This is a genomic window from Paraburkholderia sp. MM6662-R1, from assembly GCF_050436245.1.
Classification (GTDB): domain Bacteria; phylum Pseudomonadota; class Gammaproteobacteria; order Burkholderiales; family Burkholderiaceae; genus Paraburkholderia; species Paraburkholderia tuberum.
The window spans coordinates 1,251,608-1,268,396 of the sequence record NZ_JBNDLV010000003.1 but is presented as its reverse complement, the minus strand read 5'-3'; the positions used below and the strand labels follow the sequence as shown (position 1 = coordinate 1,268,396).

Genomic DNA, 16,789 nt, shown 5'->3' with positions numbered 1-16,789 from the left:
CGTCTGCTGCAGCGGCGGCGTGAAGTCGGAGCCCCCTACTTCAACCCGCCCGAAAAGCCCTGCAGCAGATAGCGCTGCACATAGCCCGCGAGCAGAAGCGTCGGCACCGACGAAATCAGCCCCGCGCTCATCAGTTCACCCCAGTCGATGCCGTTCTCGGTCACATAACCCGCCATGGCGAGCGGCAGCGTGAAATGACTCGGCGACGAGACGAACAACAGCGCCAGCAGAAACTCGTTCCACGCGATGATGAACACGAAGATGGCGGTGGCAACGAGACCTGGCGCGCACAGCGGCACGACGATGAAGACGATGCGCTGCGCGAGGTTCGCGCCGTCGAGCGCCGCGGCCTCCTCGAATTCGATCGGCACGTCGCGCACGAACGGCAGCAACATCCAGATCGCCATCGGCAGCGCGTACAGCTGATAGGCGAGTATCAGCCCAAACAGCGAATCGAGCAGATGGAGCCACTTGGCCAGCGAAAACAGCGGTACGGCCACCGTAATCGGCGGCATCAGCTTCAGTGCCAGCACGAGCAGCAGGAACAGCAGATCGAGGCGCGCGGGAAATGCAAGCCGCGCGAGGGCATAAGCGGCCGGAAAAGCCAGCGCGAGCGCGAGCAACGTGGCGCCTGGCGCGACCCACACGGAGTTCAGCACCGCCTGGGCCATGCCGCTTTCCCACACCGCCGCGAAATGCTCGAACGTGGGCGCCGAAGGCCACAACGCGAGCGGATGGGCGAGGCGTTCCAGCGTCGGCGTGAAGGCCGCGCCAGCCATCCATATGCACGGCAGCAGCAACACCGCCAGCGCAGCGATCCGCAACAGCCCTCGCACCGCGGCAGCGGACGAGCGTCGCGCGAAACCCTGCAAGCGTGCGAGAGGCATCAACGGTCGCGCTTGACGGCCGATTTCCATATGTATCCCGAGACCAGCACCGCGCACGTGAGCAGCATCAGTACCGAAGCCGCGCTGGCGGGTCCTACGTTGAAGAACCGGAAACCCGTGTCGTAGATGTACGTCGACAGCGTTTGCGTGGCATTGCCCGGACCGCCGCCCGTCAATGCGTACACCTTGTCGAACAGCTTGAAGGTGTCGATCGAGCGCAGCAGCATCGCGAGGGCGACGTGGGGTGCAACGAGCGGCAGCGTGATGTATCGCAGGCACTGCCATTCGTTCGCGCCGTCGATGCGGGCCGCCTCGGCGATTTCCGGCGGAATCGACTGCAGCCCCGCGAGAATGATCAGGAATGCCATCGGCGTCCATTGCCAGACATCGACCAACATCAGCGACCAGAGCGCGAGGTGCGGATCGGATAACCAGGGCACCGCCGGCAGACCTGCCGCCGTGAGCAGCGCATTCAGGAAGCCGCGGTAATTGAGCCAATTGCGCCAGATGGCGGAGCACACGAGCGTGGAGAGCATCATCGGCAGCACGGCGAGCGGCAAGGCGATGCGCCGGCCCGGAAACGCGCGCACGAACAGCAGCGCGAGCGCGAGGCCGAACAGGACTTCAGCGAGCGAGGCCACGCTCATGAACTGGATCGTATTGACGAAACTCGTGCCGAACTCGCCGTCCGCGATGACCGATCGATAGTTGGCGAGCCCGATGAACGAGCGATGCCCCGACGCGTAATTCACCGAGAAAAACGAATCGATCAGCACGCGCGCCATCGGGTAGAGCGCCAGCACGCCGAGCACGAGCGCGGCTGGGCTCATCAGGACGATCAGCGGCAGATAACGTCGCAACCCGCTCATCGACTCTTTCCCACGCTTGTCTGCGCTGTCACCGCTGCTTTCACTGCAATGCGGCGTTGGCCTGGGCGATCTTCTGCGCCGCCTGATGCAAGGCTGCGTCGGGCGCGGCCTGCCCCGTCAGCGCGAGTTGCAACGCGTCGCCGAGAATCGCCTCGATCTGCTGCCAGTCTTTCACGCGAGGCCGCGCACGGCCCGCTTCGAGCGCCTTCAGCTGGTCCGGGTACCAGCGATACTGTTTGACGAGCGTCGGATTGACGAAGACGCTCTTGCGCGTCGGCGGAATGCCGAGCACGGCCAGTTGTGTTTGCGTGGCCGACGATGTCAGATAGGCGAGGAAATCCGCCGCCACTTTCGCATGTGCCGCATCTTTCGCAATACCCATTTGCCAGATGCCGAGCATCGGCGCCGGCCCCTTGACCTGACCGGGCGGCGGTTGCAGCGCGACCTGGCCGACGACGCGCGACTTCGCCGGATCGTCGAGCGCGGGCAGCCAGGCGGGCCACACTTCGATGGCCTGCGCGGCCGTGCCGCCTTGCAGGGCGTCTCGCACTTCACCGGCGCCATATACGTCGACGTCCTTCGGCGCCCACTTCTTCAGGGCGAGCAGCATCTTCAGCGCGGCCAGCGCTTCGGGCGAATCGATCGTGACCTTGCCGTTGGTGTCGACGACATCTCCGCCATAGGCCCAAAGGATCGGCAGAAAACCGGTGACGATGGGGTTACCCTTCACGCCGCGAAACACGACACCCGAGACGTCCTTGTCGGCAGTGCCGATGGTCTGCGCGATCTTCAGCACGTCGTCCCAACTGCGCGGCGGCTGCAGGCCGCGACTCGCGAGCAGATCCTTGCGATAAGCGAACATCTCGACATTGCCGACGATCGGCATCGCGTACAAGGTTCCCGTCGACGTGCGTCCGAGGGAGATCGTGGACGTCACCATGTCGGCATCCGCGAGCGTGGCGGGCAGCGGCTGAAGCCATCCGTTGGCGATGAATTCGGGGGACCAGGTGTCGTCCATCATCACCAGGTCATAGGCGCGCGTGTTTTCGCGTAATGACAGCTTCAGTTTCTGATACAGGTCGTTGTTCGGCAGCTTCAGCAACTCGATATCGACGCCCGGGTGCTGTTTCTTGTAGCCGTCCACCGCCTGCGCGAGTCCGCGGCCGTAGATGTCGTCCCGGCCTGCGATCACGAGATCCGCGGCATGGGCACCAAGGGCGGCGATGGACAGGCAAGCCGCGACGGAAGTCGCGCGCAGGCAGGCGAACAGGGTCGTCCGCTGGATCATTGAAGCCATGGCTCTTGAATTCCTCCAGGGGAAAGGCGTCTGCGTACGATGAGTCCAGAGCAACCCACCCCGTTTTCTTTGATCGCGCGCAGCGTTGCGAAAAATAGATGCCAGATGCGGCAGCGGGAATTGCAGCAACCTAGCATGACGTACATGTGTCAGCAAGCAGGGTTGCCGCGCAGTGTTCGGACCCGCACGCAGGCACGCTTGCCGCGTGGTCCGTTTCCGCGCCGCGACCGCCCTCGGCTGATCATGGCGCGGATTGGTCCATTGAACCGCCGCACCAACCCCGCAAAGCGATGCGGCCACAATGCTTCGGATCACGAATGAGCGAGAGGACGAAGGCCGCTAATCTCGCGGTCCATAGCCATTCGCTCTCACTATGGACAAACGACAAACCGCGTCCGGCGGCGCGGGCGGCAAAATTTTTTCCGCTCTGCACCATGAAATCCGTAGGGACCCGGTCATCGTTTGTACCGATTGAGCGCTGCGAGTCCCGTGAATATTGTTGTGTGCGCATTCTTCAAATGCTGCGATGTGGCGGGCAAATGTTGCTCAACGATCCTTTCGAATCGGAGATGCATGATGTCCAGTAACAGTGTGTGGCGAAACTTTCATTGCGTCGTCGCGACGGGGATGGTAGCGGCGGGCCTGGGTCTGCCGGCAGGCGCCCATGCGGCGGCAGAGCCGATCAAGATCGGCGTGATCAGCGAAGAATCCTCGGTGGCGGGCGCTTCGATCAGCAAGGCGGCGCAACTCGCCGCGGACCAGATCAACGCCAGCGGTGGCGTCGATGGCCGGCCCATCCAGATCGTCGCGTACGACGACCATTCATCGGCTTCGGACGGCGTGCGCGCCTTCCAGCGCGCGGCGACCCAGGACAAGGTAGTCGCTGTGATCGGCAGCTACATCAGCGAAGTGGCGCTCGCGATGGAGCCGTGGTCGGGACGCCTGAAGATGCCCTTCATTACGCCCGGCGCGGCTAGCAACGACATTTCGAAGCACGTTCACGACGACTACGACCACTACAAGTACACGTTCCACGGCTGGATGACGTCGGCGTTCATCGCACAGTCCATCTGCGACTTCTCACACGACGTTCTGGTCGGCCAGTTCAAGATGAAAACGACGGTCGTCATGAGCGAGGACGCGGCGTGGACCAAGCCGCTCGACGAACGCTACCTCGAATGCCTGCCCAAAGCGGGGCTTCAGGTGCTCGATCACATCCGCTTCAATCCTGACACTTCCGACTTCACGCCGATCTTCAACCAGATCGAGGCGAAGCACCCCGATACGATCACCACCGGCATCAGCCACGTTGGCGTGCAGCCGACCGTGCAATGGCACGACCAGCAGGTGCCGATCCCGATGTCGGGCCAAAGCTCGCAGGCCACGACCACGAGCTTCTGGAAGGACACGAACGGCGCGACGGAAGGCGTGATCACGGCCTCGGCCGCGGCGCCGGGCGTGGCGATCACGCCGAAAACGATACCTTTTACGGATGAGTATCAGAAGAAGTTCGGCGTTTCTCCGGCGTATTGCGGCTTCACGAGCTACGACCTCGTCTACATCCTCGCGGACGCGATCAAGCGCAACAAGGGCTCGACCGATCCGGACCGGATGGTCGACGCACTCGAGAAAACCGACTACGTGGGCACGATCGGACGCTGGCAGTTCTACGGCAAGAGCGATCAGTTCACGCACGCGCTGAAGTACGGGCCCGGCTATATCACAGGCATCGACCTGCAATGGCAAAACGGCAAGCAGGTTGCGATCTGGCCCAAGTCGATTGCCAACGGCGTGGTCAAATTCCCGACCTTCATGAAGGTGCAGCAGGCAAGCGCGAACTAGCAGCGCGACGATCGCGACTGTCCGGACCCGCGCGTAGCGAAGGCCCGGACAGCGCACGCATCGACACCTTAACCAACATGAAAGGCCGGGCATGTTGCTACTGCAGATTCTCGTCGACGGCTTTGCGATCAGTTCCCTCTACGCGCTGGGCGCGATCGGTTTCACGTTGATCTTCGGCGTCTCCGGCATCTTGAATCTCGCGCACGGCGGCGTGATGCTGGTCGCGGCGCTGATGGGCTGGATGCTCGCGGGCGAGGCGGGACTTGGCACCTATCTCGGTACGCTGCTCGGCGTGTTGGCGGGTCTCGTGACGGCCTTCGTCACCTACCTGATGGTGGTGCGGCCCATTCAACGCTCGGCCGCGATTCCCGGCGAAGAGAAGGAAATCTTCGTGCTCACCGGCACGCTGCTGTGGGGCATCATGATCCAGCAGGGCATGGCGTGGCTCTTCACCGACAACCCGGTGACGATGCGCCCGCTGATCAGCGGTGTGGCGATGGTCGGCAGCGTGCGCGTGCCGTTCAACGAAATCATGATCGCGGCGGTCTGCTGGGCCGTGATCGCCATGTTGTGGCTGTTCGTGAACCGCACGCGCGCGGGCAAGGCGCTGCTCGCGGCTTCGATGAACCCTCGTGGTCTCACGCTGCTCGGTTTCGAACTCTCCCGAATCTATCTTCTCGCGTGGAGCATCTATGGGGTGCTGGCCGGTATCGCGGGCGTGCTGCTCGCTTCGTTCCTCGGCGTGAGCACCAACAATGCGGGGCAGCTCACGGCCAGCGCATTCTCCATTGTGGTGCTGGGCGGGCTCGGCAGCGTGTCCGGTTCGCTGATGGCCGCGTATGTCGTCGGTTATCTGGAAACCATTACGGCCTATCTGATCGCGCCGACCCTGCGGCCGCTGCCCGCGTTGCTGCTGCTGGTGCTCGTGGTGTATGTAAGACCCCAGGGCTTCCTGGGACGCCGCTAACAGTGCGAATGGAGCGTACCCCCATGTCCGTTCTTCTCCGTTCGCGTGGCGCATGGATCGCCGTTGCGCTCGTCGCGATGGCGGCGACGTTGCCATGGTGGCTTTCGGGCTACATCCTCGGCGTGCTCACGGTTGCGTATTACTTCGGCGTGTTCGCCATGTCGTGGGACCTGTTGTTCGGCTTTGCCGGCGAGGTCAACTTCGGGCCGACGTTCCTGATCGGACTCGGCGCCTATTCGGCCGCGATCCTCGACGCCAGATGGGGTCTGCCCATACCCGTTTGCGTGCTCGCTGGCGGCGGCGTCGCGCTGGTGGGCGGCCTGCTGCTGGCGGTGCCCGCGCTGCGGTTGCGCGGTCCTTACTTCGGGCTGGTTACGCTCGTGGCCGTGCTGCTGCTGCAGAACGCCATCGTGATCTTTGCGGGCATAACTGGCGGCGAGATCGGCATGATGGTGCCGGACGTGATGTCGGTCGATGCGAACCATAACTACTGGATCGCGCTCGCGTTCCTGATCGTTTGCGCCGTCCTGCTGTTCGGCCTGTCGCGTTCGGCAGTCGGTCTGATCCTGCAGGCAAGCGGCCAGGACGCGACCGGCGCGCAGGCGCTGGGTTTCAACGTCACGCGACACAAGCTCGTGGCCTTTTGCATCAGCGCCGTTTTCTCCGGCGTGGCCGGCGCGATGCTGGTGTTCTACCAGGGCACGGCCTCCGTGAGCACGGTGGTGGATCTCAGCGTGGGAGTACAGATCATCATCGCGGCCGTGCTCGGCGGACGCCGCACGATACTCGGCGCGGTGCTCGGCTCGATCTTCCTGATCGTCGCCGGCGAATTTCTGCGCCCGCTCGGCCAGCTCAACACATTCGTCGTCGCGGCGGTCGCACTGGCGGCGCTGCTGTTCTTTCCAGACGGTCTGCTCGGCAATCTGCTGCGTGCGAGGGAGCGCCAATGAACGACACGCCGCTGCTCTCCGTACGCGGACTGACCAAGCGCTTCGGCGGTCTCGTCGCCGTGAAGGATATCGGCTTCGACATCCGGCCCGGCGAGATTCTTGGCCTGATCGGACCAAACGGCTCGGGCAAGTCCACCGTCATGATGCTGATCATGGGCATCGAGCGGCCCAACGCGGGGTCGGTCAAGGTGAATGGCGTGGAGATGGCCGGCTGGGCGCCGCACCGGATCGCGCGCGCGGGCGTGGGCATCGTGTTTCAGCATTCGCGGCCGCTCCATCGGCAGACGGTGCTGGAACACATCAAGCTCGCGCTGCTTCCTGATTCGCTCGTCAAGCTGGCCGCCGAACCGCACGTGCACCGGCGCGCGCAGGAAATTGCCTCGCGTGTGGGCCTTGCCGCCGTCATGCATCGGCATCCCGCGACACTGCCATTTGCGGATCTGCGCCGCATGGAGATGGCCAAAGCGATTGCGCGCGACCCGCAGGTCGTGCTGGTGGACGAGCCGTTCGCGGGACTGACGGTGGCGGAATCGGAGGCGTTTTCCGAGCTGATTCGCGGCTTTCGCGCCGAAGGCCGCGCGGTGCTGCTGGTCGATCACAACGTCAAGAGTCTGTCCGCGCTCGCCGACCGCGTGCTCGCGATGTACCTTGGCGAGCATGTCGCCGAGGGCACCGCCGAACAAGTGATGCAGAACGAGACGGTGCGCCGGGTCTATCTGGGCAGCAAGCTGGAGTTGCGCCAGCGCACCGGAGCCGCGGGCATTGCCAGGCCCACGATCCTCGAGGTGACCGGTGTGCGTGTGCTTTACGACAAGGCGTGCGCACTCGACGACGTCAGTCTGCAGATGCGCGAGGGCGAGTTCGTATCGGTCGTCGGTCTGAACGGCGCGGGCAAGACGACGCTTTTCAACGCGCTCTCGGGCCTCGTGCCGTACAAAGGGACGATTCGCTTCGACGGGCGCGATCTGCGCGGCAGCAGCGGAGCCGCGATCGCGCGCGCCGGCCTCGTGCAATGCCCGGAAACGCGCGAGCTATTCGGCGATATGACGGTACGCGAGAATCTCGAACTCGGCGGATATCATCTCGCCGATACGGTGCGCGCCAAACAGCTGTCGTGGCTGTTCGATCTCTTTCCGATCCTCAAATCGCGCCAGGGCCAGACCGCGCGCACGCTTTCCGGCGGCGAGCAGCAAATGCTCGCGATCGCGCGCGCGCTGATGACCCAGCCGAAGCTGCTGATTCTCGACGAACCGACACTGGGGCTCGCGCCCGTGATTCTCGAGCAATTGTCGAAAGCGCTGGATTCGCTGCAAAAGTCCACGCCCATTACCGTACTGCTGGGCGAGCAGAACGTCAGGTTTGCGCTGCCGCAGGCGGACCGTGTCTACGTGCTCGAACATGCACGCATCATCTGGGAGGGCAGCGCTTCGCGCTTCGAGGCTGAGATGGGGCGCGGCTTTCTCGAGGCGGTGCCTACCGGCGAGCCCGACGCCACGACCTCCGGCGACGCGCGCAGCTAAGGCCGGCAGCGGCAGGCGAGCCCATAGCGCGGCATCAGGACAGGGACGCAAAGCGAAATCGACCCGCCGTCTTCGTCAGCAGACCGGTCTGCTCGGTCAGCGAAATGATCTCGCCCATCCTCTTCGCACCGTCGTGAATGTCGGTCATCGCGGCGATGACCTGACGCACCACGTCCGCACCCGCACCGGCCGTCGCCTTCGTCGCGTCGGCCAGTTCGCGCGCTTCACGCGCGTGCGCGGCGTTCTCCGTGACGGCATTGGTGAGTTGCTCCATGCTCGCCGCCGTTTCCTCGATGGACGCCGCCTGCGTCTCGGTGCGCGCCGACAGGTCCGCGTTGCCGGCCGAGATCTGCTGGGTCGCGGATGCGATCGACTCGCTGCCGCGCGCGATCTGTTCGATCATCGTGCCGATGTCCTTCTGCATCTGCCCGACGCTTCTGACGAGGCGACCCATTTCGTCATCGCTGTCGAAGCGCAATTGCTGCGACATGTCACCCTGAGCGAGTCGCTCGACATGGCGCACCGTCATATCGATCGGGCGCGCGATTGCGCGAAGCAGCGTGAAACCGCAGGTGACGCAGGTCAGAAGACCGACGGCGATCGCGATTCCGGTAATCGTCACGAGGGTGTCATACCGGTCCTGTGCCGTCTTGTAACGCACATTGCCCTGCTCGTTGCGAAACTTGTCCAGATCCGCGGTTTTCTGCGTGAGAGCCGCCGACAGCGGTGGCATCACGACCATCGCATCGTGGTCGGCGGCTTCATGGTCGCCACGGCTCATCGCGTCCATCATCGGCTCGAGTGCGCCATGCAGCATCGCTTCCCGGGCGTCGGCCACGGCCTTCGACAAGGCCGCCTCGGCCTCGGAAACGGGAGAGATATCTCTGCATTAACGGCACCCACCCGGAAAAGTTCAGTTCTATTGATGATTCGGCGAGCCGTCGAGAACCGCGGCGGCTTCGGTCGTCGGTGCGGGCGGGATCGCCGGTTGCGCGGCAGGACCAGGTGTGCGGAAGTGAGGCGTATTGTCGCGATCCAGCACCGCGCGCGCCAGGTTCCTGTCGAGTTGCCCCTCCCAGCGAGCGACGACGACGGTGGCAACGCCATTACCGATCAGGTTCGTGACTGCGCGCGCCTCGTTGAGAAAGCGGTCCACGCCGAGCAGCAGCACGAGGCCTTCCACGGGAATCTTGTGCATCGAGGCGAGCGTCGCGGCCAGTGCGACGAATCCCGCCCCGGCCACACCCGCAGAGCCCTTCGACGTGAGCAGCAGGACGCCGAGCACGAGCAACTGGTCCCAGATGCTCAGGTGGACGTTCATCGCCTGGGCGATGAACAAGGCCGCCATCGTCAGATAAATCGCCGTTCCATCGGCATTGAACGTGTAGCCGGTGGGCAAGACCATGCCGACCACTGGGCGAGGGCAGCCCAGTGCCTCCATCTTGATCAGCATTTGCGGCAACACCGCTTCCGTCGACGCCGTGCCGAGCGTAATCAGAATCTCGTCCCTGATGTAGCGGAGAAACTTCCACAGCGATAGCCCGCACATTTTCATGACGAGGCCGAGCACGACGAACACGAAGAAGAACGAAGTCAGATACAGACAAAGCATCAACTCGCCGAACGATGCCAGGGTGCCGATGCCGTATTTGCCGATGGTGAAGGCCATGCCCCCGAACGCGCCGATCGGAGCAACGTACATGACGATTCGCACGACGCCGAACATTCCTTGAAGGAACATGTCGAGCATGTCGACGAATGGCGCGGCACGAGGTCCGAGCTTTGCCAGCGAGATGGCGAGCAGGACTGAAAAGAAAATGATGGGAAGCATCTCGCCTTTGGCGAATGCCCCGACGATGCTATTCGGAACGATGCTCATGAAGAAGTCGAGCATGCCGTGTTGCTGCGCCGCGTGCGTGTAGGTCGAAATCGCAGCGGCATCGATCTGCGAGGGATCGATGTTCATTCCGCTGCCGGGTTTGATGACATTGACGACCACCATTCCCGCTATGAGCGCAATGGTCGAGGCCAGTTCGAAATACAGGAGGGCTTTCACGCCAACCCGGCCCGCTTGATGAAGGTCGTTCATGCGCGCAATCCCGACCACGACCGATGCAAAGATGATCGGTGCAAGCAGCATCCGGATCAGCTTGATGAACAGGTCGCCCAGCGGTTTCATCTGCGAGGCGAGCTCGGGGTAGAAGTGGCCGAGCAGGACACCGGCCACGATCCCGATGAGGACCTGAACGTACAGCTTGGAAAGTGCTCTTCTTACTTTCGATACTGGCATGTCTGTCTCCTGTGCGTGGCGTCTTCAAAGGGAAAATGCGGCCCTCCCACGCAGCAGCGTGGAAAGGCCGCATTGAGCCGGCTTCGTTCCGTCTTTATATGAGCCATTCAACCGGGAATATTGGTCGGTGCCGTTGCGCGCGCGCGTTATTCAGCCAACTTGCGCATCTCGGCGATGAGGTCGGATTTGCCTTCGAAGCCGATGCCGGGCAGCTCCGGCATCGTGATGTATCCGTTATCGACACGAACGCCGTCGGGGAAGCCGCCGTATGGCTGGAACAGGTCCGGGTACGATTCGTTGCCGCCAAGTCCGAGGCCCGCCGCGATGTTCAGCGACATCTGGTGCCCGCCGTGGGGAATACAACGGCTGCGCGACCAGCCATGCTGGTGCAGCATGTCGAGCGTTCGCAGATATTCAACGAGGCCGTAGCTCAACGCGCAATCGAATTGCAGCCAGTCGCGATCGGGGCGCATGCCGCCGTAGCGGATCAGGTTGCGAGCATCCTGCATCGAGAACAGGTTTTCGCCAGTTGCCATCGGCTTGTCATAGTAGTTGCGCAGCGTCGCCTGCAACTCGAAGTCGAGCGGGTCGCCCGCCTCTTCGTACCAGAACAGGTCGTACTGCGACAGGGCCTTCGCATACCTGATCGCCGTATCGAGGTCGAAGCGGCCATTGGCATCGACCGCGAGCTTCTGGCCGTCCTGCAGCACGCTGAGGATCGAGTCGATGCGTCGCAGGTCTTCGTCGAGCGAGGCACCGCCGATTTTCTTCTTCACGACCGTGTAGCCTCGGTCGATGTAGCTGCGCATCTCATCCTTGAGCTTTTCGTGGTCCTGGCCCGGATAGTAGTAGCCGCCCGCCGCGTAGACGAAGATCTTGCGGTTGGCCTCGCCATTGCCGTACCGTTGCGCGAGGAGCTGAAACAGCGGTTTGCCCGCGATCTTCGCCACCGCGTCCCAGACGGCCATGTCGATCGTGCCGATGGCGACGGACCGCTCACCGTGGCCACCGGGCTTCTCGTTGATGAACATCGTCGCCCAGATCTTGTGGGGATCGAGGTTGTCGCCGGAGTCGTCGACCAGCGAGGCAGGGGCGGCCTCGAGCAGGCGCGGGATGAAGCGCTCGCGCATCAGCTTGCCCTGACCGTAACGGCCGTTCGAGTTGAAGCCGTAGCCGATCACCGGCTTGCCGTCGCGAATGACGTCCGTGACGACCGCGACGAGACTCAAGGTCATTTTGCTGAAGTCGATGTAGGCGTTCCGGATCGGGGAACTGATCGGAACGGTTTTTTCGCGGATTTCAACGATTCTCACGCCACTGTCTCCAGAGAGTTGAACAGTTATTGAGCCACACCGGCTTCAATGTGGTGCTTAGCTTAGCCGCGAAAGAGCTTGCTAGAATTCACTTACGTTCACTACATATTTCACCAAAAGTGAGTACTGCTCCCGCATCCGACTTTGAGTTCTTCATTCTCCTGGCGAAACTCAGGAGCATGTCCGGCGCCGCCCGGGCGCTCGATCTGAGTCCGCCAGCGGCGACCAAGCGGCTGGGGATCATCGAGCAGCGGCTCGGCGCGCGTCTGGTCAACCGGACCACGCGCAGCGTCAGCCTGACACCCGAGGGCGAGACCTATCTGCGCTACGCGTCCCAGATCGTCGGGCAGGTCCGAGAGATGGAGGAGGCCATATCCGGCGCCAGACGCGATCCGCATGGGCCGTTGCGCATCAACGCGACGCTCGGTTTTGGCAGGACCACCATCGCACCGCTCGTCTCCGACTTCGCAAAGCGTTTTCCGAATGTCGAAGTTCAGTTCGAGGTGACAGACCGGCCGGTCGATCTCGTCGAAGGGGCCTTCGACATGGCGATACGGTTCGGCGAGCTACCCGACAGTCGCCTGAGCGCGAGGCGCATCATGAGCAATCGCCGTTTTCTTTGCGCGTCCCCGAAATATCTGGAACGTTTTGGAACGCCCGAGCGGGTGGAGGACCTGCTCCAGCATCGCTGCATCATTCATCGGCAGAACGATGACGCTTATGGCGTGTGGCGCTACATCGTGAACGACCACATCGAGGCGATCAAGGTGAAAGGCGCGCTATCGAGCAATGACGGCGACATTGTCCTTCGGTGGGCGCTCGACGGTCATGGGATTCTGATTCGCTCTGAATGGGATCTGGCCAAGTATGTACAGAGCGGGCGCCTTAAGCTGGTGCTGCCGAACACCGTGCTGCCGTCCGCGGACCTGTTCGTCTATTACCCCAGGCAGCGCAATCAGACCGCGCGGGCGCGCGCCTTCATCGACTTCCTCGTCGATCATTTTCACGCACCGTTCACACCGGTCGACGCCACCGTCGAAGTTCCGGAAAGGAAGAAGTGGGTCTCGCGAAAGTGACGTTCATGTCGCGAGGACAGCGCTCGTGAAAAACCGCCGCAAGAATGGCGACCATTACTGGGTATGCGCGAACGTCACACCGGTGATTGAAAGCGGCAAGACCGTCGGCTATCTGAGCGTTCGTACCAAGCCTTCGCGCGACGAAGTGAAGATTGAAGCGTGAGTCGTCGCTTACGGTCGCTCGATGATCGTTCCCTTTCGGGGCGGACCGCTACGGATCGTAGTGGAGATCTGGCGCATCACCGACCGATTTGTTTCCAGCGGCTCGATCTTTGCAGTCAACCTAGTTCGAACGAACTCACCCCGAACACGCGTTGCACGGGAATGGCCGGCGGGGCGCGAGTGTACATTCGCGCCGTTTCGAACGCGCTAACCATGCCGTAGCGTTCAGCGAGCGCTACGGCGGCCGCGTTGACCTCCGGCACGTCGAGCGCGATGACTTCGCCTGCGACGCTCGCGACCAGTCCGTCGAACAGATCGGTGGCAATCCGTGCGTCGTCGGCAAAGAGCGGACCGATCTTGTAGCCGGTCCCGCAACGGCGCAGCACGCCGTACCCCCTTATCTGAGCATTGCGCACAGCCGCCAGGGCCAGCGCCTGTGGTTGCGCGATCCAGTCCGCCAGGAAGCGGGGACGGGCGGTCGAAAAACATGCGCTGTCGTAGGCAACCAGTTGCGCGAAGGGTACCTCCCGCGCGTTCGTCAGGTTTGGCGTCGACGCAGCTTGCACGACGCCCTGGAAGCGGATGTTGCGATAGGCGAGTTGGAAGCCGGATTTTTTATAGTTCTGCTGCTGGGCAACGACACCATCGAGGCCGATCGTACGATCTCCCAGATAGCGCATCGCGTGCTGCCAGGTGCGCAGACCGAAACCCCTGGCGCGAAACGCCGGCTTGACGATGTAGAGGCCAATGAAACCGAAGCGCTCATCGTAGGCGACCGCCGAGATACATGCCACCGGCTCCCCGCGCCAGGTACCGACGAAAAAGCCGTTGGGGTCCGCATTCCAGAAGCACCTCGCGTCGTCGAGGCCCGGATTCCACCCCTCTGCCGCAGCCCATTCGACCGCCAGATCGACCTCGCGGAACGCCATGTTGCGCACAAGGAAATCGTCACGATCATCCATGATCAAATGCATCAACTTGATTGGCTACAACGTCTACGCAGGTGTGAAGACGACAGCGCCCTGCTCGGCAACTTGCGCGAAGGTCCGAGCGAAGCGGTAGGCCTGTCCTTCAATGACCAATTGGTTCAATCCTGACCGCGTGGTCTCCAGAAGCGCGTGAACCAGCTTGTTCGGAATGGCCGCGCAGCTTGTCCAGTCCGCGTCTGGCTCGCCAGGATCACCAAGGTAGACTTCGCAATTTTCGCCTTGAGAGAGCACAAAAATCAGGCTCTTTCCTTTGTCTAGCGAAAGCTCCAGGTACTCTGAAAGCGTAGATACTGCCTCGGTCGCTACATCGAGCGGGTCGCGAGAGGAAGAGTTCATAAGTGGCCTTTTGTGGGTCGGGCGTGGCATCCAAATAGGTAACAGGACATGGCACACCTCGAAGACGATCAGACCGGCAACTGGCCGGGCGCACCATCCAGAATGCGAAGCTTGTCGTCGATGTCGGGAAGCTGATGGCCAGCCGCGCGAAGCTCGTTCACAAGCCGATGCGCAGTTGCACAACACTGCGCAAGCGTCTCATGCAGTCGCGGTTCGCCCCGCAAACCGGTCACCACCTTTTCCAGCTCGGAGGGGGGCTCGCTTAGCAGGGCGGGAACCACCTCTTCCGCCGGGATCAGCGACCCGTGGCTCAAAAGCTGGGCCGTCCACTCGCATCCATACAGCAGCGTCCGTCGCTCAGCCCGTTTCGCTTCTTCCTGCTCCAGAGTCGCGAGACTGTGCCGGTTCTTGTGAATCGAAGCGCGCCAGGTCGCAAGTATGTCGGCGCGCAACGCTGCAATTGCGTTGCCGAGCGACGTGCTCTGTCCGCCAACGACGAGCCGGCGTTCGTCGAGCCTGTCGACGTGGTCCCGGTATCCTTCGAGGAAGGGCTGCCAGTTCAAGGGCAATTCGGTCGTCTCGGAGAACGACCGGCTGGTCTCATTGAGCTCGGTCCTGATGTCCTCGATGGCCCGAGCGTCGGCAAGCCGCGCCTCATAGACCTCGTGAGCCGTCACCATCTGGCGATGAAGGGCGAACAGGGGATTCTTGTGGCGGCGTTGCAGGTGTCGCTCGGCGGCGCCGGGATGAGCGCTCCATCTCCAGTTGGGCAGCGATTTCGCGTCGAAGTCGACCGCGTCTATCATGGGCCGGAATACCGCCAGCCCCTCTTCGGTTGCATGCTGAAAACAGTCGGCCAGTTTGAAGTCGTTGCCTTGCAGGTCGGTGCCTTCGTTCCCGGCATAAGGCGAGTCCGGTGCGAGCCTGAGGAAAGCAGTAGCGAGGAAAAACTCCATGGGTAGCTCGACGGACAGACCCTCCAGTCGGAAGGTGCGCTGTTGAGCGGAAAGGTCCTCGACAGAATGCGCGAGGCGGTTTTCGAGGTCGAGGAGCGAGTCGATCTTGTCGCCGGCCGACGGTTGCATCGCGTCGGCGAGCAGGCACAAAGACTCACGCACCATTTTTGCCGCGATCGTGCCGTGCTTCTCGGCGAAAAGCCACAACCAGAGGGCAAGCTGATACCCCCGGACGCCGTTTCGCGCGAGCGTTTCGATTTCGGGCGCAAAAGTAATTCCAGGCGCGGCCCAGTTTGCAAACGGTGGCGAGTCGCTGCTCAGGTACATATCCAGAAGCTGCTTCAACGACTCATGCGTGCCGCTCGGCCAGCTTCGCGTCTCGTCGTACCGCTTCTCGGTCTTCCAAAGTTTCCAGGCCATCGTGAACCTCGCAAGAGTGTGCGGGATGCGGCTTGGTGAAGATACTTGCACACTCGGTCGGGGGCGTAAACCGGCGGTTGACCTTGTTGACCCGGAGAGGTTGTCGCGGTGCGATGGGGGTTTAAAGCGGGTCAAAACGCTATGAGGATGAATCGGCTTTTGGTCGATCAGTGCCGCCATAAGTCAGGCTTTCTCTGCCTGCTCGATCCTGGACTGGCGCGACCCGGAAGCGGTGTCCGGGCGCGTTCGAATCCCGCGGCTCGTGGTCGGTCGAGGTTTCGCTCACGCGCGGTTAGTACTAGGCTAGAAGCCGGATCGACGAAGACCGGCTGACGCGCGAACCATCCCCGGTCGCGTTGGCCCGTGTTCGACGTGTTTTCATCGGCGTATTGCCGCAATGGAGCGAGGTCCACCATGCAATTGTCCGCCGTCAAGGTCGTCAAGCCCGAAGCGACCAACTTCATTCTCGGGCAAAGCCACTTCATCAAATCTGTCGAGGATATTCACGAAGCGATGGTCGGCACGGTGCCCGGCATCAAGTTCGGTCTCGCGTTTTGCGAGGCTTCCGGCAAGCGCCTCGTGCGGCGCTCCGGCACCGACGAAAGCCTCGTCGAGATGGCATGCCAGAACGCAACCAACGTCGGCGCGGGCCATAGCTTCTTCGTGTTTCTGGGCGACGGCTTTTTCCCCGTCAACGTGCTGAACACGATCAAGGCCGTGCCGGAGGTCTGCCGCATCTTCTGCGCAACGGCGAATCCCGTCGAAGTGCTGATCGCTGAAACAGATCAGGGGCGAGGCATCGTCGGCGTGGTCGATGGTTTTTCGCCTGTCGGCACGGAAAGCGCGGAGGACATTCAATGGCGCAAGGATCTTTTGCGCACGATAGGCTACAAGTTGTAGCGGCTGCGCGTTCAC

Annotated in this window: 16 protein-coding genes; 7 read left to right on the top strand and 9 right to left on the bottom strand. The window is 62.5% G+C overall.

The genetic code is table 11. The features are described from left to right. Window positions 1-35: 35 nt before the first annotated feature. Genes OKW39_RS28770 through OKW39_RS28760 form a run of 3 tightly spaced genes read right to left on the bottom strand, consistent with a single transcriptional unit; the run spans window position 36 to window position 3,053 of the window. Entirely contained in the window at window positions 36-887 is an 852-nt protein-coding gene (locus OKW39_RS28770; RefSeq protein WP_429332687.1) for a carbohydrate ABC transporter permease, read from the bottom strand. Then, a complete protein-coding gene (locus tag OKW39_RS28765; RefSeq protein ID WP_090810929.1) occupies window positions 887-1,756 on the bottom strand; it encodes a carbohydrate ABC transporter permease in 870 nt (289 codons plus the stop codon). The genes OKW39_RS28770 and OKW39_RS28765 overlap by 1 nt, the downstream gene beginning before the upstream one ends. Window positions 1,757-1,796: 40 nt before the next feature. Further along, on the bottom strand, window positions 1,797-3,053 hold the full coding sequence (locus OKW39_RS28760) for an ABC transporter substrate-binding protein (protein WP_429332688.1): 1,257 nt from the start codon (window positions 3,051-3,053) through the stop codon (window positions 1,797-1,799). 576 nt (window positions 3,054-3,629) lie between these two features. On the opposite strand from OKW39_RS28760, the gene OKW39_RS28755 reads away from it, so the two are divergent. From OKW39_RS28755 to OKW39_RS28740, 4 genes are all read left to right on the top strand, one after another. Then, window positions 3,630-4,895 carry an ABC transporter substrate-binding protein gene (locus OKW39_RS28755; protein ID WP_187613386.1) on the top strand — a complete coding sequence of 422 codons (1,266 nt, stop codon included), beginning with the start codon at window positions 3,630-3,632 and terminating at the stop codon, window positions 4,893-4,895. A 91-nt stretch (window positions 4,896-4,986) separates the two neighbouring features. Next, the gene (locus OKW39_RS28750) at window positions 4,987-5,862 is read left to right on the top strand and encodes a branched-chain amino acid ABC transporter permease (RefSeq protein ID WP_187613387.1); all 876 of its coding nucleotides are present in this window, start codon (window positions 4,987-4,989) and stop codon (window positions 5,860-5,862) included. Between the two features lie 23 nt (window positions 5,863-5,885). After that, entirely contained in the window at window positions 5,886-6,812 is a 927-nt protein-coding gene (locus tag OKW39_RS28745) for a branched-chain amino acid ABC transporter permease (protein ID WP_187613388.1), read from the top strand. Continuing rightward, the gene (locus OKW39_RS28740) at window positions 6,809-8,332 is read left to right on the top strand and encodes an ATP-binding cassette domain-containing protein (RefSeq protein ID WP_429564178.1); all 1,524 of its coding nucleotides are present in this window, start codon (window positions 6,809-6,811) and stop codon (window positions 8,330-8,332) included. Before OKW39_RS28745 ends, OKW39_RS28740 begins: the two co-directional genes overlap by 4 nt. 34 nt (window positions 8,333-8,366) lie before the next feature. Here OKW39_RS28740 and OKW39_RS28735 read toward each other — a convergent pair whose 3' ends face one another. The 3 genes from OKW39_RS28735 to OKW39_RS28725 all read right to left on the bottom strand — a co-directional run bounded on the left by OKW39_RS28735 (window position 8,367) and on the right by OKW39_RS28725 (window position 11,935). Beyond that, window positions 8,367-9,212 (bottom strand): Tar ligand binding domain-containing protein, encoded by an 846-nt coding sequence (locus OKW39_RS28735; protein ID WP_429332848.1) that lies wholly within the window; start codon window positions 9,210-9,212, stop codon window positions 8,367-8,369. A 39-nt stretch (window positions 9,213-9,251) separates the two neighbouring features. Continuing rightward, on the bottom strand, window positions 9,252-10,622 hold the full coding sequence (locus OKW39_RS28730) for a dicarboxylate/amino acid:cation symporter (RefSeq protein WP_429564177.1): 1,371 nt from the start codon (window positions 10,620-10,622) through the stop codon (window positions 9,252-9,254). A gap of 146 nt (window positions 10,623-10,768) precedes the next feature. After that, complete coding sequence (locus OKW39_RS28725; RefSeq protein WP_184068557.1) at window positions 10,769-11,935, bottom strand: mandelate racemase/muconate lactonizing enzyme family protein; 1,167 nt, start codon at window positions 11,933-11,935, stop codon at window positions 10,769-10,771. Between the two features lie 179 nt (window positions 11,936-12,114). Between OKW39_RS28725 and OKW39_RS28720 the strand changes: the two genes are divergently transcribed. Both OKW39_RS28720 and OKW39_RS28715 read left to right on the top strand, forming a co-directional pair. Next, the gene (locus OKW39_RS28720) at window positions 12,115-13,011 is read left to right on the top strand and encodes a LysR substrate-binding domain-containing protein (protein ID WP_429564285.1); all 897 of its coding nucleotides are present in this window, start codon (window positions 12,115-12,117) and stop codon (window positions 13,009-13,011) included. A gap of 25 nt (window positions 13,012-13,036) precedes the next feature. After that, window positions 13,037-13,174, top strand: a complete 138-nt coding sequence (locus OKW39_RS28715; protein ID WP_167368780.1) for a hypothetical protein — start codon at window positions 13,037-13,039, stop codon at window positions 13,172-13,174. A gap of 115 nt (window positions 13,175-13,289) precedes the next feature. Here the strand turns inward: OKW39_RS28715 and OKW39_RS28710 are convergent, their stop codons facing one another. From OKW39_RS28710 to OKW39_RS28700, 3 genes are all read right to left on the bottom strand, one after another. Further along, window positions 13,290-14,135 (bottom strand): GNAT family N-acetyltransferase, encoded by an 846-nt coding sequence (locus tag OKW39_RS28710; RefSeq protein ID WP_429564176.1) that lies wholly within the window; start codon window positions 14,133-14,135, stop codon window positions 13,290-13,292. Between the two features lie 33 nt (window positions 14,136-14,168). After that, window positions 14,169-14,498 (bottom strand): hypothetical protein, encoded by a 330-nt coding sequence (locus OKW39_RS28705; protein ID WP_429564175.1) that lies wholly within the window; start codon window positions 14,496-14,498, stop codon window positions 14,169-14,171. Between the two features lie 68 nt (window positions 14,499-14,566). Then, window positions 14,567-15,874, bottom strand: coding sequence for a tryptophan leader peptide (locus OKW39_RS28700; protein WP_429564174.1), 1,308 nt, complete (start codon window positions 15,872-15,874; stop codon window positions 14,567-14,569). 414 nt (window positions 15,875-16,288) lie between these two features. Between OKW39_RS28700 and OKW39_RS28695 the strand changes: the two genes are divergently transcribed. After that, window positions 16,289-16,774, top strand: coding sequence for an adenosine-specific kinase (locus OKW39_RS28695; RefSeq protein ID WP_018422486.1), 486 nt, complete (start codon window positions 16,289-16,291; stop codon window positions 16,772-16,774). Window positions 16,775-16,789: the final 15 nt, after the last annotated feature.

Excerpts from the sequence above, each read along its gene's own strand:
- OKW39_RS28700 (WP_429564174.1), bottom strand. The coding sequence starts at position 15,874 with ATGGCCTGGAAACTTTGGAAGACCGAGAAGCGGTACGACGAGACGCGA.
- OKW39_RS28730 (WP_429564177.1), bottom strand. The coding sequence starts at position 10,622 with ATGCCAGTATCGAAAGTAAGAAGAGCACTTTCCAAGCTGTACGTTCAG.
- OKW39_RS28760 (WP_429332688.1), bottom strand. The coding sequence starts at position 3,053 with ATGGCTTCAATGATCCAGCGGACGACCCTGTTCGCCTGCCTGCGCGCG.
- OKW39_RS28740 (WP_429564178.1), top strand. The coding sequence starts at position 6,809 with ATGAACGACACGCCGCTGCTCTCCGTACGCGGACTGACCAAGCGCTTC.
- OKW39_RS28705 (WP_429564175.1), bottom strand. The coding sequence starts at position 14,498 with ATGAACTCTTCCTCTCGCGACCCGCTCGATGTAGCGACCGAGGCAGTA.
- OKW39_RS28720 (WP_429564285.1), top strand. The coding sequence starts at position 12,115 with ATGTCCGGCGCCGCCCGGGCGCTCGATCTGAGTCCGCCAGCGGCGACC.
- OKW39_RS28710 (WP_429564176.1), bottom strand. The coding sequence starts at position 14,135 with ATGGATGATCGTGACGATTTCCTTGTGCGCAACATGGCGTTCCGCGAG.
- OKW39_RS28695 (WP_018422486.1), top strand. The coding sequence starts at position 16,289 with ATGCAATTGTCCGCCGTCAAGGTCGTCAAGCCCGAAGCGACCAACTTC.
- OKW39_RS28750 (WP_187613387.1), top strand. The coding sequence starts at position 4,987 with ATGTTGCTACTGCAGATTCTCGTCGACGGCTTTGCGATCAGTTCCCTC.
- OKW39_RS28745 (WP_187613388.1), top strand. The coding sequence starts at position 5,886 with ATGTCCGTTCTTCTCCGTTCGCGTGGCGCATGGATCGCCGTTGCGCTC.
- OKW39_RS28770 (WP_429332687.1), bottom strand. The coding sequence starts at position 887 with ATGCCTCTCGCACGCTTGCAGGGTTTCGCGCGACGCTCGTCCGCTGCC.
- OKW39_RS28765 (WP_090810929.1), bottom strand. The coding sequence starts at position 1,756 with ATGAGCGGGTTGCGACGTTATCTGCCGCTGATCGTCCTGATGAGCCCA.
- OKW39_RS28755 (WP_187613386.1), top strand. The coding sequence starts at position 3,630 with ATGTCCAGTAACAGTGTGTGGCGAAACTTTCATTGCGTCGTCGCGACG.